The 22,753-nt window shown below is 75.0% G+C and carries 20 protein-coding genes; 13 read left to right on the top strand and 7 right to left on the bottom strand.

The window, feature by feature from the left end:
- The 4 genes from ACZDWJ_RS13880 (at position 1) to ACZDWJ_RS13865 (ending at position 3,877) form a co-directional block, all read left to right on the top strand.
- Positions 1-603: an anthranilate synthase component II gene (locus ACZDWJ_RS13880; protein WP_463521644.1), complete on the top strand. Its 603-nt coding sequence runs from the start codon at positions 1-3 to the stop codon at positions 601-603.
- Positions 600-1,904 (top strand): anthranilate synthase component I family protein, encoded by a 1,305-nt coding sequence (locus ACZDWJ_RS13875; RefSeq protein WP_463521642.1) that lies wholly within the window; start codon positions 600-602, stop codon positions 1,902-1,904. Before ACZDWJ_RS13880 ends, ACZDWJ_RS13875 begins: the two co-directional genes overlap by 4 nt.
- A 37-nt stretch (positions 1,905-1,941) precedes the next feature.
- The gene (zwf, locus tag ACZDWJ_RS13870; RefSeq protein WP_463521640.1) at positions 1,942-3,396 is read left to right on the top strand and encodes a glucose-6-phosphate dehydrogenase; all 1,455 of its coding nucleotides are present in this window, start codon (positions 1,942-1,944) and stop codon (positions 3,394-3,396) included.
- A 106-nt stretch (positions 3,397-3,502) separates the two neighbouring features.
- Positions 3,503-3,877, top strand: a complete 375-nt coding sequence (locus ACZDWJ_RS13865) for a hypothetical protein (protein WP_463521638.1) — start codon at positions 3,503-3,505, stop codon at positions 3,875-3,877.
- Positions 3,878-3,908: 31 nt separating this feature from the next.
- On the opposite strand, the gene ACZDWJ_RS13860 is transcribed toward ACZDWJ_RS13865, so the two are convergent.
- The 7 genes from ACZDWJ_RS13860 to ACZDWJ_RS13830 all read right to left on the bottom strand — a co-directional run bounded on the left by ACZDWJ_RS13860 (position 3,909) and on the right by ACZDWJ_RS13830 (position 9,570).
- Positions 3,909-4,787 carry a thioesterase family protein gene (locus ACZDWJ_RS13860; protein WP_463521636.1) on the bottom strand — a complete coding sequence of 293 codons (879 nt, stop codon included), beginning with the start codon at positions 4,785-4,787 and terminating at the stop codon, positions 3,909-3,911.
- A 9-nt stretch (positions 4,788-4,796) separates the two neighbouring features.
- Complete coding sequence (locus ACZDWJ_RS13855; RefSeq protein ID WP_463521634.1) at positions 4,797-6,200, bottom strand: sensor histidine kinase; 1,404 nt, start codon at positions 6,198-6,200, stop codon at positions 4,797-4,799.
- Entirely contained in the window at positions 6,197-6,901 is a 705-nt protein-coding gene (locus ACZDWJ_RS13850) for a response regulator transcription factor (RefSeq protein ID WP_463521632.1), read from the bottom strand. Before ACZDWJ_RS13850 ends, ACZDWJ_RS13855 begins: the two co-directional genes overlap by 4 nt.
- Positions 6,902-6,954: 53 nt before the next feature.
- The gene (locus tag ACZDWJ_RS13845; protein WP_463521630.1) at positions 6,955-7,830 is read right to left on the bottom strand and encodes a fructosamine kinase family protein; all 876 of its coding nucleotides are present in this window, start codon (positions 7,828-7,830) and stop codon (positions 6,955-6,957) included.
- Positions 7,827-8,381, bottom strand: a complete 555-nt coding sequence (locus ACZDWJ_RS13840; protein ID WP_463521628.1) for a low molecular weight protein-tyrosine-phosphatase — start codon at positions 8,379-8,381, stop codon at positions 7,827-7,829. Before ACZDWJ_RS13840 ends, ACZDWJ_RS13845 begins: the two co-directional genes overlap by 4 nt.
- Before the next feature lie 2 nt (positions 8,382-8,383).
- Positions 8,384-8,776 carry a phage holin family protein gene (locus ACZDWJ_RS13835; protein WP_463521626.1) on the bottom strand — a complete coding sequence of 131 codons (393 nt, stop codon included), beginning with the start codon at positions 8,774-8,776 and terminating at the stop codon, positions 8,384-8,386.
- A gap of 95 nt (positions 8,777-8,871) precedes the next feature.
- Positions 8,872-9,570: a GntR family transcriptional regulator gene (locus ACZDWJ_RS13830; RefSeq protein WP_463521624.1), complete on the bottom strand. Its 699-nt coding sequence runs from the start codon at positions 9,568-9,570 to the stop codon at positions 8,872-8,874.
- Positions 9,571-9,647: 77 nt separating this feature from the next.
- Here ACZDWJ_RS13830 and ACZDWJ_RS13825 point away from each other — a divergent pair, with 77 nt between their 5' ends.
- From ACZDWJ_RS13825 to ACZDWJ_RS13785, 9 genes are all read left to right on the top strand, one after another.
- Positions 9,648-10,595 (top strand): dimethylarginine dimethylaminohydrolase family protein, encoded by a 948-nt coding sequence (locus ACZDWJ_RS13825; RefSeq protein WP_463521622.1) that lies wholly within the window; start codon positions 9,648-9,650, stop codon positions 10,593-10,595.
- Positions 10,596-10,710: 115 nt separating this feature from the next.
- Entirely contained in the window at positions 10,711-11,331 is a 621-nt protein-coding gene (locus tag ACZDWJ_RS13820; protein ID WP_463521620.1) for a VanZ family protein, read from the top strand.
- A gap of 36 nt (positions 11,332-11,367) precedes the next feature.
- Positions 11,368-12,447 carry a histidinol-phosphate transaminase gene (hisC, locus tag ACZDWJ_RS13815; protein ID WP_463521618.1) on the top strand — a complete coding sequence of 360 codons (1,080 nt, stop codon included), beginning with the start codon at positions 11,368-11,370 and terminating at the stop codon, positions 12,445-12,447.
- Positions 12,448-12,611: 164 nt separating this feature from the next.
- Positions 12,612-15,926, top strand: coding sequence for a transglutaminase family protein (locus tag ACZDWJ_RS13810; protein ID WP_463521616.1), 3,315 nt, complete (start codon positions 12,612-12,614; stop codon positions 15,924-15,926).
- 7 nt (positions 15,927-15,933) lie between these two features.
- Complete coding sequence (locus ACZDWJ_RS13805; protein WP_463521614.1) at positions 15,934-18,522, top strand: circularly permuted type 2 ATP-grasp protein; 2,589 nt, start codon at positions 15,934-15,936, stop codon at positions 18,520-18,522.
- Positions 18,519-19,424: a transglutaminase family protein gene (locus ACZDWJ_RS13800; protein ID WP_463521612.1), complete on the top strand. Its 906-nt coding sequence runs from the start codon at positions 18,519-18,521 to the stop codon at positions 19,422-19,424. The genes ACZDWJ_RS13805 and ACZDWJ_RS13800 overlap by 4 nt, the downstream gene beginning before the upstream one ends.
- Before the next feature lie 147 nt (positions 19,425-19,571).
- Positions 19,572-20,870: an acyl-CoA dehydrogenase family protein gene (locus tag ACZDWJ_RS13795; RefSeq protein ID WP_463521610.1), complete on the top strand. Its 1,299-nt coding sequence runs from the start codon at positions 19,572-19,574 to the stop codon at positions 20,868-20,870.
- Positions 20,867-21,646, top strand: a complete 780-nt coding sequence (locus ACZDWJ_RS13790) for an SDR family NAD(P)-dependent oxidoreductase (RefSeq protein ID WP_463521608.1) — start codon at positions 20,867-20,869, stop codon at positions 21,644-21,646. The genes ACZDWJ_RS13795 and ACZDWJ_RS13790 overlap by 4 nt, the downstream gene beginning before the upstream one ends.
- A complete protein-coding gene (locus tag ACZDWJ_RS13785; protein ID WP_463521606.1) occupies positions 21,643-22,749 on the top strand; it encodes a phosphotransferase family protein in 1,107 nt (368 codons plus the stop codon). The genes ACZDWJ_RS13790 and ACZDWJ_RS13785 overlap by 4 nt, the downstream gene beginning before the upstream one ends.
- The last annotated feature ends 4 nt before the right edge of the window (positions 22,750-22,753 follow it).

Genomic DNA, 22,753 nt, shown 5'->3' with positions numbered 1-22,753 from the left:
GTGCCCGACGGCGGGCTCGGGGGACGGGTGGTCGTCGTCGACCACCACGACTCCTACACCCACAGCCTCGTGCACCTCGTCGCGTCGGTGGCCGGCGCCGTGCCCGCGCTGGTGCAGCACGACGAGGTGACGCCCGCCGAGGTGCTGGCCTTCGACCGCGTGGTGCTCTCCCCCGGCCCGGGCCACCCCGCGACGCCGGCCGACTTCGCGGTCGGGCGCGCGGTGGTCGAGGACGGCTCGCGCCCCGTGCTGGGCGTCTGCCTGGGCCTCCAGGGGATCGTGACGACGCTCGGCGGCCGCGTCGAGCGGGTGGCCCCGGGCCACGGCGTCCTGGCCCGGGTGCACCACGACGGCGAGGGTCTGTTCGCGGACGTCCCGCAGGACTTCGACGCCGTGCGCTACCACTCGCTGGCCGCCGTCGAGCTGCCGACGACGCTGCGGCGCACCGCCGTCGACGTGGAGACCGGCCTGACGATGGCGGTCGCCCACCGCACCAAGCCGATCGTCGGCGTGCAGTTCCATCCCGAGTCGATCCTCAGCCAGCACGGGGCGCTGCTCGTCGAGCGGTTCCTGCGCATGCCCGCGGCGGGAGGCGCCGGATGATCCGCATCGACCCCGCCGGGCTCGCCGATCTGTTCACCGACGTCGCCGCCCGCCACGACCGCTGCGTGTGGCTCGACGGCGGCGGCTCGCGGGCATGGTCCGGGCGCCGCTCGATCCTCGGCTGGCTCGACGACGACGACGTCTCCCTCACCTACGACGCCGCCCGGCGCGAGGTCGTGCGCCACCGCGGCGGGCGTCGCGAGGTGGTCGGGGACGATCCGTTCGTCGTGCTGCAGGCCGAGCTCGACGCCGGCTCCGCCGACGCGCAGTGGTTCGGCTGGCTCGGGTACGCCGCCCGCCCGGACCTGCCGGCGCGTCCGGGAGGCGGCGCCGAGCACGGCGACGTCCCGGACGCCGTGTGGCTGCGGCCCTCGCACCTGCGCGTCGTCGACCATCCCGCCGCGGCGGGCCACCCGGCCGCTCCCGGCCCCGCCGCACCGGGCAGCGCGCCCGGCGCCTATCGCGACGCTTTCGCCGTCGTCCAGGAGCACCTGCACGCGGGAGACTCCTACGAGGTCAACCTCACCGAGCGCCTCGAGGTGTCCGCCGACCTCGACCCGACGCAGGCCTACCTGCGGCTGCGCGCCCTCAACCCCGCCCCCTACGCGGGGTTCCTGCAGCACCGCGTGGACGGCGCCGAGGGCTGGCTGCTCTCGAGCTCGCCGGAGCGCTACGCGCTCGTCACCCCGGGCCCGGACGGTCGCGTCGTGGAGACCAAGCCGATCAAGGGCACCCTGCCGCGCGGGGCCACCCCCGCCGAGGACGCCGCCGCCGTCGAGCGGCTGGCCGCCGACCCGCGCTTCCGCGCCGAGAACCTGATGATCGTCGACCTCCTGCGTCACGACCTCGCGGGCGTCTGCGAGGTCGGCAGCGTCGAGGTGCCCGAGCTGATGGCGGTGGAGTCCTACGCCTCGGTGCACCAGCTCGTCAGCACCGTCCGCGGTCGGCTGCGCGAGGAGGTCGGCACCGTCGCCGCGCTGCGCGCGCTCTTCCCCGCGGGCTCCATGACCGGCGCTCCGAAGCTGCGCACGATGGCGATCATCGACGCCGTCGAGGCCACGCCGCGCGGCGCGTACTCGGGGGCGTTCGGCTGGATCGGCGCTGACGGCCGCGCCGACCTCGGCGTCGTCATCCGCAGCCTCACCACCCGCGGCGACGGGCGCTACCGGCTCGGCACCGGCGGCGGCGTCACGGTGCTCTCCGACGTCGAGGACGAGCACGCCGAGGCCCGGCTGAAGGCCGAGCGGCTGCTGCGGGTCTTCGGGAACGGACCTGTCGTCGACGCCCGTCCTCCCGGGTGACACCACGGCGAAACACCGCGGGTCTAGGTTGACCCCCATGGAGGAGAAGCCCCACGTCGTCGTGCTCTTCGGCGCCACCGGCGACCTCGCCCGGCGCAAGCTGCTGCCCGGCCTGTTCCGGCTCCACGAGGCCGGCCTGCTGCGCGATGCCCGCATCGTCGGCACCTCGATGGAGGACGTCGACTCCGCGCACTTCGAGCGGCTCGCCCGCGCGGCCTGCGAGGAGTTCGGCCACGGTCTCGGCGAGGGCGACGACGAGCGCTGGCGCGAGTTCGGCGCGATGCTCTCCTACGTCCCGCACGCCGCCGGGCCGGTGGCGCTCGCCGACGAGGTGCGCCGCGTCGAGGCCGAGCTGCCCGGCGAGCTCGCCGACAAGCGCCGCCTGCACTACCTGAGCGTCCCGCCGTTCGCCGCGCTCGACGTCGTCCGCCAGCTCGACGAGGCCGGCCTGGTCGAGCGCAGCCGGATCATCATGGAGAAGCCGTTCGGCACCGACCTCGCCTCCGCGATCGCGCTCAACGCCGCCGTGCACGAGGTCTTCGACGAGAGCCAGGTCTTCCGCATCGACCACTTCCTGGGCAAGGAGGCGGCGCAGAACATCCTGGCGTTCCGGTTCGCCAACGGCCTCTTCGAGCCCATCTGGAACCGCAACTTCATCGACCACGTGCAGATCGACGTCCCCGAGACCCTCGGGCTCGAGGGCCGCACGGCGTTCTACGAGACCACCGGCGCCTACCGCGACATGGTCGTCACTCACCTCATGCAGGTGCTGGCGTTCATGGCGATGGAGCCGCCGACGTCGCTGGCCCCCGGGCCGATCAGCGACGAGAAGCTCAAGGTGTTCCGCTCGATGCGGCCCATCGAGCCGGCCAACGTCGTGCGCGGCCAGTACGCCGGCTACCGCGGCAAGGAGAGCGTCGCCGACCACTCCGACACCGAGACCTTCGTGGCGCTCAAGGTCGAGATCGACAACTGGCGCTGGGCCGGCGTCCCGTTCTTCCTGCGCACCGGCAAGAAGCTCGCCGAGGGCGCTCGGATCATCTCGATCGCCTTCAAGGAGCCGCCGCTCACGATGTTCCCCAAGGGGTCGAACGTCGGCACCCAGGGGCCCGACCACCTCACCTTCGACCTCGCCGACCAGTCGAAGATGTCGCTGTCGTTCTACGGCAAGCGCCCCGGCCCCGGCATGCGCCTGGACAAGCTCTCCATGCAGTTCGCCACTCACGACACCGCCGACGCCGGCCAGGTGCTCGAGGCCTACGAGCGGCTCATCCACGACGCCATGCGCGGCGACCACACGCTCTTCGTCACCGCCGCCGGCATCGAGGCGCTGTGGGAGAAGTCGATGCCGCTGCTCGAGCACCCCTCGCCGGTGCGCAGCTACCAGCCCGGCTCGTGGGGCCCGAACGCGATCCACCAGCTCATCGCGCCGCACGCGTGGCGGCTGCCGTTCGAGCGGTCGTGGCGCGATCCGAACCTGATGGCCCAGTAGCGGCCCGGGAGCGGGTCGACGGCCCTCTCGAGAGCGGCCGTCTCGGATCCCGGGACCCGGCCCGAGCGCGCCGTGACCCGCACGGCGTCGCCTCGTTGAGCCTGACGTGAGCGTGCGGAGCGTCCAGCGAACCGCCCGCCGTCCCGGAGCTCTCGCCGGGACGGCGCTCCCTCCCCTGCCCGCCAGCGCGCCGGCGTGGCTGCGCACCGCGAGCCTGGTCCTGCTCGTGCTGGTCGGGGTCGCGTGGGCGACCCTGATCGTGGTCGTCGGCTCAGGGCGCGGCGTCGACGCCGTGCTGCTCGAGCGGCTGCGCTCGGACCTCGCGCCCTTCGGCGTCGCGGCCGCCCTCGGCGCCCTCGGCGGCGGCTGCCTGGGCTGGGCCCTCACCGGCCGAGTGGCCCGCTCGACGGCGCTGCTGGCCGCGCTCGGCTCGGTGCCGGCGTGGGTGGCGGCGGCCTCGGTGCTCTCCGAGCGCTTCTAGCGCTTCCAGCGCTCGCTGGTGCCGGGACCGCTCAGGCGCCCGGCTCGGTGCGACCACGGCTGCCGTCGTCGCCGAAGCGCACGGCGGAGAAGTCGATGGCCCGACGCGTGTTGGCCAGCGCGGTGACCACGACGGTGCCCAGCGGGCCCTCCCGGTCGTAGACCGCGACCGTGCCGACGACGATGCCGTCGGTCTCGAGGCGGTCGACGACGGTGAGTCCGAGCGAGGCGCCGGCGGGCTCGCGGACGAGGGTCAGCGTCAGGTCGGCGTTGATGTGCTGCACCCCGGCGGCGCCCCAGTTGGTGACCAGGTTGGCGCCGTCGGCGGCCGCGGCCACGGACTGGAAGCCGGTGCGCGGCTCGTCGGCGACGACGCCCGGCGCGGTGGTCCACTGGCTGTGCTGGGCCGAGGACTGGTGCTCGCGGAAGCGCTGGGTCCAGCCGGCGTCGCTGCGGAAGAACGGCACGTGCGGCAGGTCGGTGGGCGGCGCGAGCTCGGCGGGCGGGGGCGTGGGCCGCTCGACGTCGGGAGCCCAGATCTCCCCCGGCGCGTTCTCCGAGGGCCGCAGGAACGTGGCCGACGCGCGGGCCATCGGCTCGCCGTCCTGCTCGAGGACGGCGTCGACGAGCACGAGCCGCGAGCCCGAGCGCACGACCTCGGCGCGCACCGTGCACGGCGCGATGCGCACCGGCCGGAAGAGGTCGACGCTCCAGCGGGCCGGACGCAGCTCGTCGCGGCGCCCGAGGTCGACGACCGCCTGCTCGGCCGCCCGGGCCAGCAGCCCGCTGACCGCGACGCCGTGCGCCTGCTCGGCGCTCCAGCTGCTGCGGGCGAGGTCGAGGGGGTGGAAGACCTCGCCGTCGCGCCGGAAGAAGGCGAGCGGGATGGGGTCGATCGTCGCGGGGGCCACCGGGCGAGGCTAGCGAGCCGCCGGATCGCCCGGCAGGGCGATCACCAGCCGGGCGCCGCCCTGCGGCGACCGGTCGGCGCGCACGGACCCGGAGTGCCGGGCCGCCACCTGCGCGACGATGGAGAGCCCGAGGCCCGAGCCGGGCATCGAGCGCGACTCCTCCGAGCGCCAGAACCGCTCGAAGACGTGCGGGCGGTCCTCCTCGGCGATGCCCGGGCCCTCGTCGTCGACGGTGAGGACGCCGCGCATCAGCTCGACGCGGACGGTGGCCTGCGAGGGGCTCCACTTCACCGCGTTGTCGAGGACGTTGGTGTAGGCACGCTCGATCGCGCCGGGATCGCCGACGGTGACCCACGGCTCGGAGCGCACCTCGACCGCGACGCCCGGCGGGGTTCGGCGCCGCACCCGGGCGACGGCGGCGTCGAGCACCTCGGTGAGCTCGACGGACTCGATCACCTGGGCCATCGGCTCGTCGCGCGCCAGCTCGACGAGGTCGCCGACGAGGGTGCTGAGCTCCTCGACCTGCGCGCGGACGTCGTCGAGCAGCTCGGCGCGGGCCTGCTCGGGCAGGCCGCTGCCGGCGGCCCGGGCCTGGTCGAGGAGGTCGAGATTGGTGCGCAGCGAGGTGAGCGGGGTGCGCAGCTCGTGGCCGGCGTCGGCGACGAGGCGCCGCTGCCGGTCGCGCGAGGCGGCCAGCGAGCGGAGCATCTGGTTGAACGCCGCGGAGAGCCGGGCGATCTCGTCGTCGCCCTCGACCGGGATCGGGTCGAGCTCCTCGGTGCGGGCGATCTCCTCGGCCTTCGCGGTGAGCCGACGCACCGGGCGCAGGCCGTTGCGGGCGACGCCCCAGCCGGCCACGCCCGCGGCGATGACGCCGGCGAGGCCGAAGAGCAGCGAGACGATGCCGAGCTTGGCCAGCACCCGCTCGGTGGGCGTGAGGGACTGGGCGATCACCAGCGCCTGCCCGTCGTCGGAGGCCGGGACGGCGACCACGCGGTAGCGGGTGCCCTCGGAGGTGATCGTGCGGACGCTGGTGCCGGAGTGCCGCTGCGCGATCTCGTACTCCGGCAGGCCCAGCTGCAGCCGCGGGTCGCCCTCGTCGCCGATGCTGTAGGCGAGCACGCGGTCGCCGCTGATGGCGATGAACACGACCTTCACGTCGGCCGCGCCGAGCGCCCAGGAGGGCAGCTGGCGCGAGACCGTGAGCTCCTGCAGGTAGTCGGCCGACGCCGCCGCCTTCGCGCGGTCGACGAGGGAGTCGTCGAGGCTGTTGTAGAGCTGGACGCGCGCGGTGAGGTACGCGCCCGCCGCCACCAGGCTCACCGCCAGGCCCACGGCGATCGTGGTCAGCAGCGTGACCCGACTCGCCAGCGAGCGGCGGTAGTGGAAGCGGTCGGGCCGCTCGTCCCTCACGTCTCCTTCAGCACGTAGCCGACGCCGCGGACGGTGTGCAGCAGACGCGCCTCGCCCTCGGCCTCGGTCTTGCGGCGCAGGTAGCCGACGTAGACCTCGAGGGAGTTCGCGGTGGTCGGGAAGTCGTAGCCCCAGACCTCCTCGAGGATGAAGGCCCGCTCCAGCACGCGGCGCGGGCGGCGCAGGAACATCTCCAGCAGCGTGAACTCGGTGCGGGTGAGCTCGATGAGCCGCTCGCCACGGCGGACCTCGCGGGTGGCGAGGTCCATCGAGAGGTCGGCGAAGGCGAGGACCTCGGTGGGGTCCTCCTCCGACGGGGTCGCGCGGCGCAGCAGCGCCCGCAGCCGCGCCAGCAGCTCCTGCAGCGCGAACGGCTTGGTGAGGTAGTCGTCGGCGCCGGCGTCGAGGCCCTCGACGCGGTCGCCGACGGCGTCGCGCGCGGTGAGGACGAGGATCGGCACCTCGTGGCCGGCCTTGCGCAGCGCCTTGGTGGTCTCGATGCCGTCCAGGCGCGGCATCATCACGTCCATGACGACGACGTCGGGGTGGTGCGGGCCCGCGCCGATGGTGGCCAGCGCCTCCGCGCCGTCGCCGGCGAGCACGACCTCGTAGCCGTTGAACTCCAGCGAGCGACGCAGGGACTCGCGCACGGCCCGGTCGTCGTCGACGACCAGCACGCGGGGCTTGGACTGTGCGTTCACGGGCCCCATGCTGCCAGGAGGGACTGAGCGCGCGCTGAGAGCGGCGTCCGGTCTCAGGCGTAGCGGCCGGCGGCCTCGGCGGCCCGGGCGCCGTACCCGCCGCCGAAGAGCACCGCGTGCACGAGCAGCGGGAAGACCTGGTGGACGCCGAGCCGCTCCTCCAGGCCGGGCGCGAGCGGGTGCACCTCCTCGTAGGCCGCCAGGGCGCGGGCGAGGTGGGGCAGGCCGAAGAGCGCGAGCATGGCGAGGTCGGTCTCGCGGTGGCCGCCGTGCGCGGCGGGGTCGATGAGGAGGCCGCGATGGTCCTGGCTCCACAGGACGTTGCCGTTCCACAGGTCGCCGTGCAGGCGCGACGGCGGCTCGTCGGGCACCAGGGCGTGCAGGCGGCGCAGCATCGCCTCGATCGCGCGGACGCCGTCGTCGTCGACGGCGCCGCGGTCGTGGGCGAGCCGCAGGTAGGGCAGCACCCGCCGGGTCGCGTAGAACTCCGCCCAGGTGTCGGCGGGGCGATGGGGCAGCGGGAGGGTGGCGATGAAGCCGTCACGCTCCTCGCCGAAGGGGGCGCTGCCGTGGGCCGGGGCGCCGGCGTCGTGGGTGCGGGCCAGGCGCGCCCCGAAGTCAGCGGCGGCGTCGGCGTGGGGGCGTCCCGGCTCGATCCAGCGCAGGATCACGCAGTCCGACGCCGCGGCCAGCAGCGGCGCCACCTCGACGCCGTCCTCGACCTCCGCCAGCCAGCGCAGCCCGGCCGCCTCGGCCTCGAAGAAGCCCGGCGGCGTGTGCGCGCGGGTCTTGATGACGGCGAGGGTGCCGTCGGCCAGCCGCAGGCGGGTGGTCGTGGCGACGTCGCCGCCGGCCACCGGCGCCGTGGCCGCCACGGCCACGCCGAGGAGCTCCTCGACGCGGCGGGCCACCAGCGGCTGACGGGTCACGGCAGGCCGTGCTCCTGCTCGGCCGTCCCGAGACGCTCCAGGGCGGCGACGAGGGACGCGGACGTCCGCTCCACCATCGCCAGCACCTCCTGAAAGCCGTCGTCCCCACCGTAGTAGGGATCGGGGACGTCGCCTCCCCCGACCGGGTCGAAGTCGCGGTAGGGCCGCAGGCGCTGCGGGTCGGCCTCGAGCCCGTGGCTGCCGGCGAGGTCATGCAGGGCGGCGAGGTTGTCGGCGTCCATGGCCAGCACGAGGTCGCACTCGGACAGCCACGACGCCTGCACCTGCTGCGCGCGGTGCGCGCTGGGGTCGTGGTCGGCGGCCAGGAGGGTGGCCGCCGCCCGTCGGTCCATCGGCTCGCCCTCGTGCCAGCCGCCCGTGCCCGCGCTGCGCACCTCCACCCACCCCGCCAGGCCGGCGTCGTCCACGAGGTGCGTGAGCACGACGTCGGCCATCGGGCTGCGGCAGATGTTGCCCAGGCACACCAGCGCGATGCGGTAGCGGCCGGCGGCGCGGGGCGGCGGGATCGGCGCCGGGCGGGGAGGCGTCACGCTCAGTCGTCCTCGCCCACGAAGCCGTCGACGATCCAGGTGACGATCGTGATCAGCAGCGCGCCGATGAGCGCGGCGCCGAAGGAGTCCACGAAGAACCCGATGTCGAGCGCGTCGGCCAGCGCGGAGGTGAGCAGCAGCATCGCGGCGTTGATCACCAGCAGGAACAGGCCGAGCGTCACGATGATGAAGGGGATCGAGAGCAGCGTCAGCACCGGCTTCACGAACGAGGTGACGACGGTGAGGATCGCGGCGACGACCAGCAGCGGGACGATCTTGTGCTCGAGCTCGGCCTGGCCGGAGGTCGGGCCGCTGAAGCGGATGCCGCTCACCAGCCAGGCCGCCACCGCGAGCGCGATGACGGTCGGGACGAAGCGGGACACGAGGCGGGTCATGGCCCGATCCTGCCGGACGCGGCTGAGAGTCCGCTCAGGACGACGTCCGGGGTGAGGTCCGGGCCCTGCTCCTGGGGGACTTGGCACGAACGCGGCTACCCCCGCAGCGCGAGCGCCGCGAGGATCGCGGCCTCGGCACCGGCCAGGTGGGCGTCGAGGAAGGCGAGGGCCTCGGGGAGGCGGTCGGCCTCGAGGAGGGCGAGGAGCTCGGCGTGGGTGTCGGCCTCGTCGTGGGCGTTGCGGCGGATCCGCTCGACCTGCGCCAGCGCCAGGCGCAGCTCGCGGACCAGGCTCTCCTGCATCGCCACCAGGCGCGGGGAGCCGGTGAGCTCGACGAGGGAGACGTGGAAGGCGAGGTGGCGCTCGTTGAGCGCCTGGTAGCCGAGGCCCTCGCGCACGGAGTCGGTGTAGGCGGCGAGACGGTCGCGGACGTGCTGCCGGGCGGCGGCGTCGGCGGTGCTCCAGGCGCGCACGCCGGCCGACTCCAACACCAGCCGCGAGCGGCACAGGTCGACGACGGCGGGGGCGTCGGGGCTGGCCACCGACACGCCGCGGTTGGGCTCGCGCATGGCCAGGCCCTCGCCGACGAGCAGCCCGAGGGCCTCGCGGACGGTGGAGCGGGAGACGCCGAGGCTGGCGGCCAGCGCGACCTCGCGCAGCGGGGTGCCGGACTCCAGCTCGCCCTCGAAGACGGCCCGGCGCAGCTCCTCGGCGACGCGGTCGACGGTGGTGGAGAGGTCGACGCTGAGCGAGGCGAAGGTCGGGCTGAGGGTCGAGGGGTCCGCCGGGGTCACCTGCACCATCCTAGCCGTGTAGGATTGTCGGACAATCTGGCAATCAGCGCCGGATCCGCACCTTCGAGGGGGACGTCATGACCACGGCGACGACGATCGAGCGCACCGAGCAGCCGCAGCCGACCAGCCTGGGCTGGGGCCGGCACTACGCCGCGGTCGAGCCGACGCACTTCCGCGTCGAGTACGTCATCAACCCCTTCATGGACCCCTCCCACCAGCCCGACCCCGCGCGCACCCTCGCCCAGTGGCACGACCTCGTCGAGACCCTGCGCGGCCTCGGCGCCGCCGTCGAGGTGCTCGAGCAGCGCCCCGACGCGCCCGACATGGTCTACGCGATGAACCTCGGCCTGGCCGTCCACGACCCCGAGGTCGGCGACCGCCTCGTGCTCTCCCACATGCGCTACGCCGAGCGCCGCATGGAGACCGCCACCGCCCGCGCCTGGTTCGGCGAGCGCGGCTGGACCCTCGGCGAGGTCGGCCGCGACGGCGTCGGCCCCCACCTCGAGGCCGGGGACGCCTTCGCCTTCGGCGACGCGCTCGTCGTCGGCTACGGCCCCCGCACCGAGGAGGCGGCGCTGAAGCACCTCGCCGCGGACCTCGGCGTCCGGGTGCGCGGCCTGCGCATCACCCACCCCGGCATGTACCACCTCGACCTCGCCTTCTGCCCGCTCGACGAGCGCCGCGCGATGGTCTGCCCCGCCGCCCTCGACGACGCCTCCGCGGCCGCGCTGCTGGCGCTGGTCCCCGAGCCCCTCGTGCTCACCGAGGAGGAGGCGCTCACCACCTTCTGCGCCAACTCCGTCGTCGTGCCCCGCGAGGGACGTCCCGACGCCGTCGTCATGCCGGCCTGCCCCGACCGCGTCCGCGCCCAGCTCGAGGAGTGGGGCTTCGAGGTCGTGCTCGTCGACGTCTCCGAGCTCCACCTGGGCGGCGGCTCGATCCGCTGCCTCACCAACCCGCTCGACGTCACCCTCGGCCGCGACCTGCCGCGCGTCGCCGGCGGCGAGGTCGTCCTGCCGGCCTGAGCCCCCCGCGACCGGTCCTCCCTGGCCGGTGCCGGCGCGATCCACCTCACCCTCCCCGGGTGGGCGGATCGCGCCGGTGTGCGTCCGCACCCACCGCTTGGCTAGCGTGCTCGACGTGTTCCCGGTGGGCGGCGTCGGCGTCATGCTGCTCGGAGCCGCCGGCTCCGGGCTGCTGTGCGCACTCCTGACGCTGCTGCTGCGCGGTCGCCTCGGCGCACCTCTCGCGACGCTCGCGGGACTGCTGACGTGGAGCGTCGTCGTGATCGGCCTGGTCACCCTCATCCCCGCCAACGGCGCGCCCGGCATCGTCTCCGCCGAGACCCGGCTGCCCGGCTGCTCGTGGGACATCGGCGGCCCCGCGCCCGACGGGTTCTGGATCTTCTCCAGCGGCCAGCGGGCGCTCAACACCGCGCTGTTCGTGCCCTCCGGCGTGCTGGTCGCGCTCCTCGGCGGCGCCCTGGCCGAGCGGGCCCGGGAGGCCGGACGCCGGGGCTGGCGGGTGGTCGGCTGGATCGCAGCGCCGGTCGGCCTGATCGGCCTGGCGGCCTACTCGGCCGGCATCGAGATCACCCAGCTGGAGCTGGCCCGCCTCGACCGCGCCTGCGACGTCACCGACGTCGTCGACAACGTCACCGGGGCGTTCTTCGGGGTGGCCGCCGGCGCCGCGGTCGTCGTCACCGTGGCCGCGCAGCGCGGCACCGCCCGGGCGCTGCGACGCCGCCGCGACCGCGCCTGAGATCCGGCCCGAGCCGAGGCCTGAGAGGCTGGGCGCATGACCGACGTCCCCGCAGCGCCCCGGCCACGAGCCGCGCTGGCGCAGATCCCAGCGTACGTGCCCGGTCGGCCGCCCACCCCGCGGCCCGGCCTGACGACGTACAAGCTCTCCTCGAACGAGAATCCCTTCCCGCCGCTGCCCGGCGTCGTCGAGGCCGCCCACCGCGCGGTCGACCTCGCCAACCGCTACCCCGACATGGGCAACGCGCGCCTCTACGCCGGCCTCGCCGAGCGCCTCGGCGTGCCGGCCGAGCACCTTGCGGCCGGCACTGGCTCGGTCGCGTTGATCTACCACCTCCTGCAGGCCTTCTGCGACCCCGGCGACGAGGTCGTCCACGCCTGGCGCAGCTTCGAGGCCTACCCGATCGCCATCGCCTCCACCGGCGCGGTGTCGGTGCCGGTGCCGCTGCGCGCCGACTCCCACCACGACCTCGACGCGATGGCCGCCGCCGTCACCGAGCGCACCAAGGTCGTGCTGGTCTGCACCCCGAACAACCCCACCGGACCGGCGGTCACCCAGGCCGAGCTCGACGCCTTCCTCGCCGCCGTGCCCCCGCACGTCGTGGTAGTCGTCGACGAGGCGTACCTGGAGTTCGTGCGCATGCCCGACGCCGTCGACGGCCTGGCCACCCACCGTGCGCACCCGAACGTCGTGCTGTTCCGCACGTTCTCCAAGGCCTACGGCCTGGCGGCCTTCCGCGTCGGGTACGCCGTGGCCGCCCCCGAGGTGGCCGCCCCGCTGCGGGCGGTCTCGCTGCCCTTCGGCGTCTCGACCGTCGCCCAGGAGGCCGCGCTGGCCTCCCTCGACGCCCACGGCGAGCTGATGGCCCGCGTCGACGAGCTCATCGGCGAGCGCGACCGCCTCGGCGCGGCCCTGCGCGCCCAGGGCTGGGACCTCCCCGACGCCCAGGGCAACTTCCTGTGGTTCGGCCTCGGCGAGCGCACCGCCGCCTTCGCCGCCGCCTGCGAGGAGGCCGGCATCGTCGTGCGCCCCTACGGCACCGACGGCGCCCGCGTCTCGATCGGCGAGTCCGAGGGCGGCGACCGCCTCCTCGAGGTGGCGTCCCGGTTCGTCTGAGCCGGACCCGCGCCGGCCGATCGAGCAGGTGACGCGGGGTTCGCCCCATCCAGGCACCCCTCGTGAGGGGTGACCAGCAGGGGCGAACCCCGCGTTACATGGGCCTGCGGGCCCGACCCGCCCGCTTCACCTCCCCGCAACACGTCGAAGGCAGGCTGTGCCCCATGTCGATCAAGGTCGCGCTCGAGCACCGCACCGCCTACCGGTTCGCCCGGCCGGTGGGCGTGGGCCCCCACGTGGTGCGGCTGCGTCCGGCGCCGCACTGCCGCACCCCCATCGAGGCGTACACGCTGCAGGTGGAGCCGGCGAACCACTTCCTCAACTGGCAGCAGGACCCGTTCGGCAACTGGGTGGCGCGGCTGGTGTTCCCCGAGCCCACCGACCACCTCGAGATCACCGTCGGGCTGGTGGCCGACCTGCGGGTGATCAACCCCTTCGACTTCTTCGTGGAGGAGAGCGCCGAGCGCTACCCCTTCGCCTACGACGCCGACCTCGCCGCCGACCTCGCGCCCTACCTGCGGCCCGTCGAGGACGCCGACGCCGTCCAGGGCCTCCTCGACGCCCTCCCGCCGCTGCCCGAGGACGGCGTCGCGACGGTGCAGCTGCTGGCCGACCTCAACGCCGCCGTCCACGCGGCGGTGGCCTACTCGGTGCGCATGGAGGCCGGCGTCCAGACCCCCGACGAGACGCTGCGGCTGGCGATCGGCTCGTGCCGCGACTCCGCGTGGCTGCTCGTCGCGATGATGCGACGCCTCGGTCTGGCCGCCCGGTTCGTCTCCGGCTACCTCGTGCAGCTGGCCGCCGACCAGGAGAGCCTCGACGGACCCAGCGGCCCCACCGAGGACTTCACCGACCTCCACGCCTGGTGCGAGGTGTTCGTCCCCGGGGCCGGCTGGGTGGGCCTGGACCCGACGTCGTCGCTGTTCGCCGGCGAGGGCCACCTGCCGCTCTCCGCCACCCCGCACCCGCGCGGCGCCGCGCCCATCGAGGGCGCCACCGACCCCGTCGAGGTGTCCTTCGAGTTCAGCAACGAGGTGCGCCGGGTGCATGAGGACCCGCGCGTCACGCTGCCCTACACCGCCGAGCAGTGGGCCCGCATCGACGCCGTCGGCGAGGCCGTCGACGCGCGCCTGGAGGCCGGCGACGTCCGGCTGACGATGGGCGAGGAGCCGACGTTCGTGGCCCTCGACGACGTCCCCGAGGGCCAGGGCGAGGAGGCTCAGTGGGCCACCGACGCCGACGGCGCCCACAAGCGCGCCCTGGCCGGCGACCTCGCCGAGCGGCTGCGCGCCGCCCACGCCGTCGGCGGGCTCGTGCACCGCGGGCAGGGCAAGTGGTACCCCGGCGAGCCGCTGCCGCGCTGGAGCATCAGCCTGCAGTGGCGCGCCGACGGCGTCGCGATCTGGCACGACCCCGCGCTGCTGGCCGACCCGTGGTCGACGCCCGCGCAGCCGCGCACCGACGCCGACGCGCTCGCCCTCGGACGGGCCGTCGTCGACGCCCTCGGCCTGCCCGAGGGCCAGCTGCTGCCGGCCTTCGAGGACCCGCTCGCGGCGCTGGTGGAGCAGGTGCGGCGTCCGGTCGGAGAGCCGCCCACGCCGCAGGACGACGCCGCCCTCGACCCCGACCGCGTCGCGCACCTCGACGCCGAGGTCACCACCGCCTCGGGACACGTCCTGCCGCTCACCACCGGCGAGGACGGCTGGACCTCCCCGGCCTGGCGGTTCCGCCGCGGCCGTCTCGTGCTCACCCCCGGCACCAGCGCGGTCGGCCTGCGGCTGCCCCTGGACGCCGTGGCGTGGACGCCGCCCGAGGCGCCGGCCCAGGAGTCCTACCTCGACCCGGCGCCGCTCGACGCCGATCCCGCCGACGCCCCCGCCGTGCGCGTCGTCGACCCCGAGGGCGCGGCCACCACGGCGCTGGCCCTCGAGGCCCGCGACGGCCACGTCCACGTGTTCCTGCCCCCGGTGGAGCGGCTCGAGGACTACCTCGCGCTCGTCGGCGTCGTCGAGCGCGCGGCCGCGACCATCGGCGTCCCGGTGGTGCTCGAGGGCTACCAGCCGCCGCCCGACCCGCGCCTGACGGTGCTCTCGGTGACGCCCGACCCCGGCGTCATCGAGGTGAACGTGCAGCCCAGCGCGTCGTGGGCGGCGCTGCGCGAGAGCACCCTCGACCTCTACGAGCACGCCCGCCGCGCGCGCCTGACCACCGAGAAGTTCGACCTCGACGGCCTCCACACCGGCACCGGCGGCGGCAACCACCTCACCCTCGGCGGCCACACCCCGGCCGACTCCCCGCTGCTGCGCCGGCCGTCGCTGCTGGCCGGCCTGGTGGCGTACTGGCAGCAGCACCCGAGCCTGTCCTACCTGTTCTCCGGGCGGTTCATCGGACCCACCAGCCAGGCGCCGCGCTTCGACGAGGGCCGTCCCGAGGCCGTGGCCGAGATGGAGATCGCGCTCGGCGAGATCGACCGGATCACAGCCAGGCTCGCCGCTCAGGACCTCGAGCCGCGGCCCTGGCTCATCGACCGCGCGCTGCGGCACCTGCTCACCGACCTCACCGGCAACACCCACCGCGCCGAGCTGTGCGTCGACAAGCTCTACTCCCCCGACTCCTCGCGCGGACGCCTCGGGCTGCTGGAGCTGCGCGGGTTCGAGATGCCGCCGCACCCGCAGATGGCGCTGGTGCAGGCGCTGCTCGTGCGCGCCCTCGTCGCGCACCTGTGGGAGCGGCCCGAGCGCGCGCCGCTGGTGCGCTGGGGCGGCCGGCTGCACGACGACGCCCTGCTCCACGAGGGCGCCCGTCGCGACGCCCTCGCCGTGCTCGCCGACCTGCGCGCGGCCGGGTTCGCCGTCGAGGACGCCTGGCTCGACCCGTTCCTGGAGTTCCGGTTCCCGCGGCTGGGGATCGCCCCGGTGCCGGCGGCCGGCGTCGAGCTGGAGCTGCGGGCCGGCATCGAGCCCTGGAACGTCCTGGGCGAGGAGGCCACCGGCGCGGGCACCGCCCGCTACGTCGACTCCTCGGTCGAACGGCTGCAGGTGAAGGTTCGTGGGATCGACCCGCAGCGGCACCTCGTCACGTGTCAGGGTGTGCCGGTGCCCCTGACCGAGACCGGCCCGTCGAGCGGCGAGCACTACGCCGGCGTGCGCTACCGCGCCTGGCAGCCGTGGTCGGCCCTGCACCCCTCGATCGCGGTGCACGCGCCCCTGCACGTCGAGGTCGTCGACGTCGTCGACGGGCTGAGCCTGGGGGGCGCGACCTACCACGTGGTGCACCCCGGCGGCCGCGCGTACGCCACCGCGCCGGTCAACGCCGCCGAGGCCGAGGCCCGCCGCCACAGCCGCTTCGAGGCCCACGGCCACCGCAGCGGACGCCGCGACGTCGCGGCCATGCGCGAGGCCGCCGCCCGCGCCGCCAGCCCCGAGCACCCCCGCACCCTCGACCTGCGCCGCGTCCCCGTCCACGGGCCCCGCCTGTGAGCCGCCCGTGACCGCGCTGCGCGACTACGTCGCCGGGCTCGCGCAGCCGGCCCTCGACGCCCGCGGGCCCGCCCGGTACGACGAGGTCGTCGCCCCCGACGGCGCGCTGCGCACGCCGTGGAAGGGCCTGGCCGAGCTGGCCGTCGCGCTGACCCCGGACGACCTCGCGCGGGTCGGCGGCGACATCGTCCGGCTGCTCGAGGACGACGGCGTCACCTACGCCCCGCCCGGACGCCGCTCCGAGCCGTGGCGCCTCGACCCCGTCCCGCTGGTCGTGGACGCCGCCACCTGGGCGCCGCTGGAGGTGGGCCTGGCCCAGCGCGCCGAGCTGCTCAACGCGATCCTCGTCGACCTCTACGGCGAGCAGCGCCTGCTCGCCGACGGCGTCGTGCCGGCCGCCGTCGTGCGCGGGCACCCCGGGTTCCTGCGCGTCGTGGCCCGCGACTCCGCGGTCGACCAGCGTCCGCTCGTCTTCTCCGCCGCCGACCTCGGCCGCGACGCCGAGGGCCGCTGGCGGGTGCTCGCCGACCGCGCGCAGGCGCCGTCGGGGCTGGGCTACGCGATGGAGAACCGACGCGTGGTCTCCCGGGTGATGCCCGAGCTCTACCGCGAGGCCGGCCTGCACCGCATGGAGCCGTACTTCTGGGCGATGCGCTCGGCGCTGCTGCAGGCCGCCAACGGCGACCTCGCCGACCCCCGCGTGGTCGTCCTCTCGCCCGGCACGCACTCCGAGACCGCCTACGACCAGGCGTTCATGGCCTCGATCCTGGGCTTCCCGCTCGTGCAGGGCAGCGACCTCGTCGTGCGCGACGGCTGGGTCTACATGCGCGTGCCCGGCCGGCTCGAGCGCGTCGACGTGATCCTGCGCCGCGTCGACGCCGCCTGGAGCGATCCCCTCGAGCTGCACGGCGAGAGCCAGCTCGGCGTCGTGGGCCTCGTCGAGGCGGTGCGCCGCGGACGGGTGCGCGTGGTCAACGGACTCGGCGCCGGCGTCCTGGAGTCGCCCGGGCTGCTGCCCTACCTGCCCGCGGCCTGCGAGCACCTCCTCGGGGAGCCGCTGCGGCTGCCGAGCATCGCCACCTGGTGGTGCGGCGAGCCCGACGCCCTCGACCACGTGCTCGACCGCGTCGACGACCTGCTCGTGCGGCCCCTCGACGGACCCGGCGACGCCCTGCGCGGCCTGGGTCGCGCCGAGGTGCGCGCCCGGGTGCTCGCCGCCCCGCACCGCTACGTCGGCCAGGAGCGGCTGCCGCTCTCGCAGGCCCCCACCTGGGACGCCGAGGGCCGGGTGCGTCCGCGCCCCCTCACGCTGCGCGCGTTCACGCTGCGCTACGGCTCGTCCTACCGGCCGCTGGTGGGCGGGCTGGCCACCGTGCACGGCGACGACCTCGCCGACCCGCGCGGACGCACCACCAAGGACGTCTGGGTGCTCAAGAGCGCCGGCGAGCCCGACCAGAACCTCGCCGAGGTGCTCTCCACCACCAGCGCCCGCTCGGCGTCGGTCACCGTGCCGCGCATCCTCGAGGACATGTTCTGGTTCGGCCGCTACAGCGAGCGCGCCGAGGACCTCATCCGGCTCGTGCTGGCCACCCACGCCGTCGCCGAGGACTACAAGACCCGCCCCGGCACCACCGGAGCCGTCAGCCTCGAGGTGCTGCTCGGCGCCACCGCGCGCCTGGCCGGACGCCGCCACGACGACGTCGACGAGGAGTTCCGCTCCCTGCTCCTCGACGGCGAGCGCAGCGGCACCCTCGCCCACGCCCTCGGCGGCCTCTGGGACGCCCTCGCCGGCGTCCGCGACCAGCTCTCGCCCGACATCTGGCGGGTCTTCGGCGCCACCGACCGCGCCGCCGACGCGCTGCGCGCCAACCCCCACAGCCACCAGATCGCGGAGTCCGCCGGGCGGGCGCTCACCGGCATCCTGTCGCTGCAGGGCGTCACCGCCAGCATGATGCGCGACGCCGGGTGGCACATGATCGGCGCCGGACGCTCCCTCGAGCGGGCCCTGCAGATCTGCCACCTGCTGCGGGCCGGCGTCACCGAGCGACGCGGCATCGACGTCGACCGCACCGTGCTCGGCTGCGTGCTGCAGGCCTCGGAGAGCGCCGTCACCCATCGGCGTCGCTACCGGGGCTACGTGCGCCCGGCCAGCGTCTTCGACCTGCTCGTCCTCGACGCCGACAACCCGCGCTCGCTGGCGTTCTCGCTGCGCGAGGTGCGCGACCACCTCGTCGCGCTGCCCGGCTCCACCGGGTCCTCGCGGCCCGAGCGGCTCGTCGCCGACCTGCTCGCCGAGGTGGAGGCCCAGGACGTCGCCACCCTCGTCGCGATCGGCGGCGTCGGGCGTCCGAACCTCGAGGCGTTCCTCGAGCGGATGACCCAGCAGGTCGTGCGGGTCTCCGATGCCATCGCCGAGGTGCACTTCGCCTCCGGCCCGCCGCCGCGGCTGCTCGCCCAGGCCACCCTCGTCCCCACCTCCGGACCGGAGGGCCCCGACGCCGGCCCGGCGGCGCCGGAGGCTCCTGTCGAGGCTGGCCCGGAGCCGGCCGCCGAGGCCGCCGAGGCCGCCGAGGCCGCCGAAGAGGAGGCCGGATGAGGCGCTACCGCGTCACGCACCGCACCGCCTACGGCTACGACGACGACGTCACCGACTCCTACGGCGTCGCCTACCTGACCCCGCGCGCGCTGGCCTGGCAGCGGGTGCGCTCGAGCCTGGTCGTCGTGGAGCCCGAGCCGGGCGACCGGCGCGACGACGTCGACTGCTACGGCAACACCACCACCTGGTTCCAGGTGACCTCGCCGCACCGGCGGCTGGTGATCGACGCCGTCAGCGAGGTCGAGGTCGACGACGTCGTCCACGACGAGGCCGCGCTCGCCCAGCCGTGGGAGCGCGCCCGTCCGCTGGCGCATCCGCGCCTGCCGGGCGCGTGGGAGGTCACCGACTTCGCGCTGCCCTCCCCGCAGGCCGACCACACCGTGGGCGCGGCGGCGTACGGCGCGCAGTCGCTCACGCGCGGACGGCCGATCGGCGAGGCCGTCGTCGACCTCATGCACCGCATCCACCGCGACTTTGACTACGACAAGACCGCCACCACTGTCACCTCCACGGTCGCCGACACCCTCGAGAAGCGCGCCGGGGTCTGCCAGGACTTCGCCCACCTGACGCTGGCCTGCCTGCGCGCACACGGCCTCGCCGCCCGCTACGTCAGCGGCTACCTCGCCACCGACCCGCCGCCCGGACGCGAGCGCATCGTCGGCGCCGACGCCTCGCACGCCTGGGTGGCGGTCTGGCTGCCGGCGTCAGGGGGCTGGCTGGCGCTGGACCCCACCAACGACCAGGTGGCCGGCGAGCGCTACGTCACCGTCGCCTGGGGCCGCGACTACGGCGACGTCCCGCCGGTGAAGGGCGTCATCTTCACCGAGGCGTCCACCTCGACGCTGCGGGTCTCCGTCGACGTCGCCCCGCTCGAGGTGGGCAGCACGCGGTCGTCGTCCTGAGCAAGCCGGCGTCGTCGATCTGTGGACGGACCGGAGATCGGTCAGGGGAAGTTGGGCGTCAGGGGCCCGAAGTTCCCCTGACCAATCAGAAGTTCCCCGGCTGACCGGGGAACTTCTGACGCCCCACCCCGGACTAGGGTCGCGACCATGGACTTCGCTCCGTCACCCCGCGCCGCCGACCTCACCGCCCGCGTCCGGGCCTTCATCGCCGAGGAGGTCGATCCGATCGAGCCGGCGTACCACGCGGAGCTCGCGCGGCGACGTGAGCGGGCGGGGGACCCGGGGGTGCCGAGCGCGTGGGAGCCGCAGCCGGTGCTCGAGGAGCTCAAGGCCAAGGCCCGGGCGCAGGGACTGTGGAACCTCTTCCTGCCCGCCGAGCACGCCGGCGAGTACGCCGCGCGGTTCGGCGTCGACGGCGGGGAGGGCCTGACGAACGTCGACTACGCGCCGCTGGCCGAGGCGATGGGCGCCTCGGCGATCGCGCCGCTGGTGTTCAACTGCAACGCCCCCGACACCGGCAACATGGAGGTGCTGCTGCGCTACGGCACGCAGGCCCAGCGCGACCGCTGGCTGGAGCCGCTGCTCGAGGGCCGCATCCGCTCGGCCTTCGGGATGACCGAGCCGGGCGTCGCCTCCTCCGACGCCACGACGATGGAGGCCACCGCCGTGGTCGACGGCGACGAGGTCGTCGTCAACGGCCGCAAGTGGTGGAGCACCGGCGTCGGCCACCCCGACTGCGCGGTCTTCGTGTTCATGGGCCTGCGCGACACCCCGGAGGCGCTGGCCGCCGACGACGCGATCGACCGCCACCACCGGCACACGATGCTGCTGGTGCCCCGCGACGCGCCGGGCGTGAAGGTCGAGCGGCTGCTGCCGGTCATGGGCCTCTACGACGAGCCGCTGGGTCACGGCGAGGTCAGCTTCACCGACGTCCGGGTGCCGGTGGAGAACATCCTCTCGGGACCGGGCGAGGCGTTCGCGATCGCCCAGGGGCGTCTGGGCCCCGGCCGCGTCCACCACTGCATGCGGCTGATCGGCCTGGCCGAGCGGGCGCTCGAGCTGGCCTGCACCCGCGGCCTGGCGCGCACCGCGTTCGGCAAGCCGCTGGTCAACCTCGGCGGCAACCGCGAGCGCATCGCGGAGGCCCGCATCGCCATCGACGCAGCGCGCCTGCTGGTGCTCAACGCGGCCTGGAGGCTCGACGTCGGCGGCCCGCTCAACGCCCTCTCCGAGGTCGCGCAGATCAAGGTCGCGGTGCCCCGGATGGCGCAGGACGTCATCGACATGGCCATCCAGCTGCATGGCGGCGGCGGGCTCTCCGACGACTTCCCGCTCGCCGGCGCCTGGACCTCCGCCCGCGCCCTGCGGCTGGCCGACGGCCCCGACGAGGTGCACCGTGGCGTCGTCGCCCGCCTCGAGCTGGGCAAGCACGGGGCGCGTCGATGAGCCGCGTCCTGGTCACCGGCGCCGCCTCGGGCCTGGGCGCGGCGCTGGCCGACGCCCTGACCCGCCGCGGCGACGACGTCCTGCGCACCGACCGCTCCTACGACGCCGGCCCGGCGCACGGACCCGACGGCCGGCTGCTGCGCCTCGACATCACCTCCGAGGCCGACTGGCAGGTCGCTCGCGCCTGGGTCGAGGACGCCTGGGGCGGGCTCGACCTGCTGGTCAACAACGCCGGCGTGGCCGGCGGCGGGCGGCTCGACGTCGCCGAGGTCGAGGAGTGGCAGTGGATCCTCGACGTCAACCTGCTCGGCGCCGTCCGCGGCCTGCGCACGTTCGTCCCGATGCTCAAGCAGCAGCGCTCCGGGCGCATCGTCAACGTCGCCTCCCTGGCCGGGCTGGTGCACCCCGCGGGCATGGGCTCCTACAACGCGGTGAAGGCCGCGATGGTGGCGCTCACCGAGACCGCCGGGCACGAGCTCGCGGCCTACGGCGTCACCGCGCACGCCGTGTGCCCGTCCTACTTCCGCACCAACCTGATGAGCTCGCTGCGCGGCGCCGACACCGCGCTCGGCGGCGTCATGGCCCACCTCGTCGAGCAGGCGCCGCTCGGCGCGGAGGAGATCGCCGCGGCGGTGCTCGAGGGCCTCGACCGCGGGGACGAGCTGATCGTCCCCGACGACGCCGCCCGCGCCGCCGTCGCCCTCAAGCGCGACGACCGTCCCGCCTACGACGCGCTCCTGCGCGCCCAGGCCGCGAAGCTGGAGGCCCGCTCGTGACGCTCGACCTCAACCCCGCCGGTCGGGTCCGCGACGAGGACGCCTTCGACGTCGAGGCGCTCACCGGGTGGCTCGCGACGGCGCTGGCCGACCAGAGCGTGCGCATCGAGGAGGTGCGCCAGTTCCGCGGCGGCGCCTCGAACCTCACCTACGCGCTGACGGTGCACACCTCCGCGGGCACGCGCGCCCTGATCCTGCGGCGTCCCCCGGCCGGCCGGAAGGCCGCCGGCGCGCACGACATGGGACGCGAGCACCGCATCCAGGCCGCCCTCGCGCCGGTCTTCCCGCCGGTGGCCCCGCAGATCGGCCACTGCGACGACGCGTCGGTCATCGGCTCGGAGTTCTACGTGATGGAGCGGGTGCCGGGCGTCATCCTCCGCGCCGAGTGGCCCGCCGAGCTCGGCGACGTCTCCCCCGAGCGGGCCTCCGCGCTGTGCCAGGAGGCGCTCGACGTGCTCGTCGCGCTGCACTCCGTCGACGTCACCGCGGTGCCCGACCTCGCCGCGCTCTCGCGCGGCTGGGGCTACGTCGAGCGTCAGGTGTCGGGCTGGATCGCCCGCCTCGACGGCGCCCGCACCGACGACACCGGCGACTGGTCCGACGTCCTGGAGTGGGTGCGCGCCCACCAGCCCGACGACGTCGCCCAGGTCGTGGTGCACAACGACTTCCGCTTCGACAACCTCGTCCTCGACGACGATCTGCACGTCAAGGCCGTCCTCGACTGGGAGATGGCCACCGTCGGCGACCCGCTCATGGACCTCAGCTCCACGCTCGCCTACTGGGTGCAGGCCGACGACGACGAGCTCTTCCAGCTCTTCCGCCGCCAGCCCACGCACGCCCCCGGCATGTGGACGCGCGCCGAGCTCGTCGAGCGGTACGCCGCCGCCACCGGGCGCAGGATCGACGCGCGCCAGGCGCTGTGGCTGGAGGTCTTCGGGCTGTTCCGGCTCGCCGTGATCGCCCAGCAGATCTGGTACCGCTACGTGCACCGCCAGACCACCAACGAGTCCTACGCCGTCATGGGCCAGGTCGTCGGCTACCTCGAGCAGCGCTGCCGGCGCCTCGCCCTCGGCGACGCCGCCCAGCCCGGCGCGGGCGCCTGATGGG

This window comes from Nocardioides sp. B129/18, from assembly GCF_055282735.1.
This window is presented reverse-complemented; position numbering and strand designations above follow the sequence as displayed.

Bases quoted from the DNA above. Each gene is read 5' to 3' on its own strand.
- ACZDWJ_RS13875 (WP_463521642.1), top strand. From the start codon at position 600: ATGATCCGCATCGACCCCGCCGGGCTCGCCGATCTGTTCACCGACGTC.
- ACZDWJ_RS13795 (WP_463521610.1), top strand. From the start codon at position 19,572: ATGGACTTCGCTCCGTCACCCCGCGCCGCCGACCTCACCGCCCGCGTC.
- ACZDWJ_RS13810 (WP_463521616.1), top strand. From the start codon at position 12,612: ATGTCGATCAAGGTCGCGCTCGAGCACCGCACCGCCTACCGGTTCGCC.
- ACZDWJ_RS13835 (WP_463521626.1), bottom strand. From the start codon at position 8,776: ATGACCCGCCTCGTGTCCCGCTTCGTCCCGACCGTCATCGCGCTCGCG.
- hisC (WP_463521618.1), top strand. From the start codon at position 11,368: ATGACCGACGTCCCCGCAGCGCCCCGGCCACGAGCCGCGCTGGCGCAG.
- ACZDWJ_RS13825 (WP_463521622.1), top strand. From the start codon at position 9,648: ATGACCACGGCGACGACGATCGAGCGCACCGAGCAGCCGCAGCCGACC.
- zwf (WP_463521640.1), top strand. From the start codon at position 1,942: ATGGAGGAGAAGCCCCACGTCGTCGTGCTCTTCGGCGCCACCGGCGAC.
- ACZDWJ_RS13800 (WP_463521612.1), top strand. From the start codon at position 18,519: ATGAGGCGCTACCGCGTCACGCACCGCACCGCCTACGGCTACGACGAC.
- ACZDWJ_RS13790 (WP_463521608.1), top strand. From the start codon at position 20,867: ATGAGCCGCGTCCTGGTCACCGGCGCCGCCTCGGGCCTGGGCGCGGCG.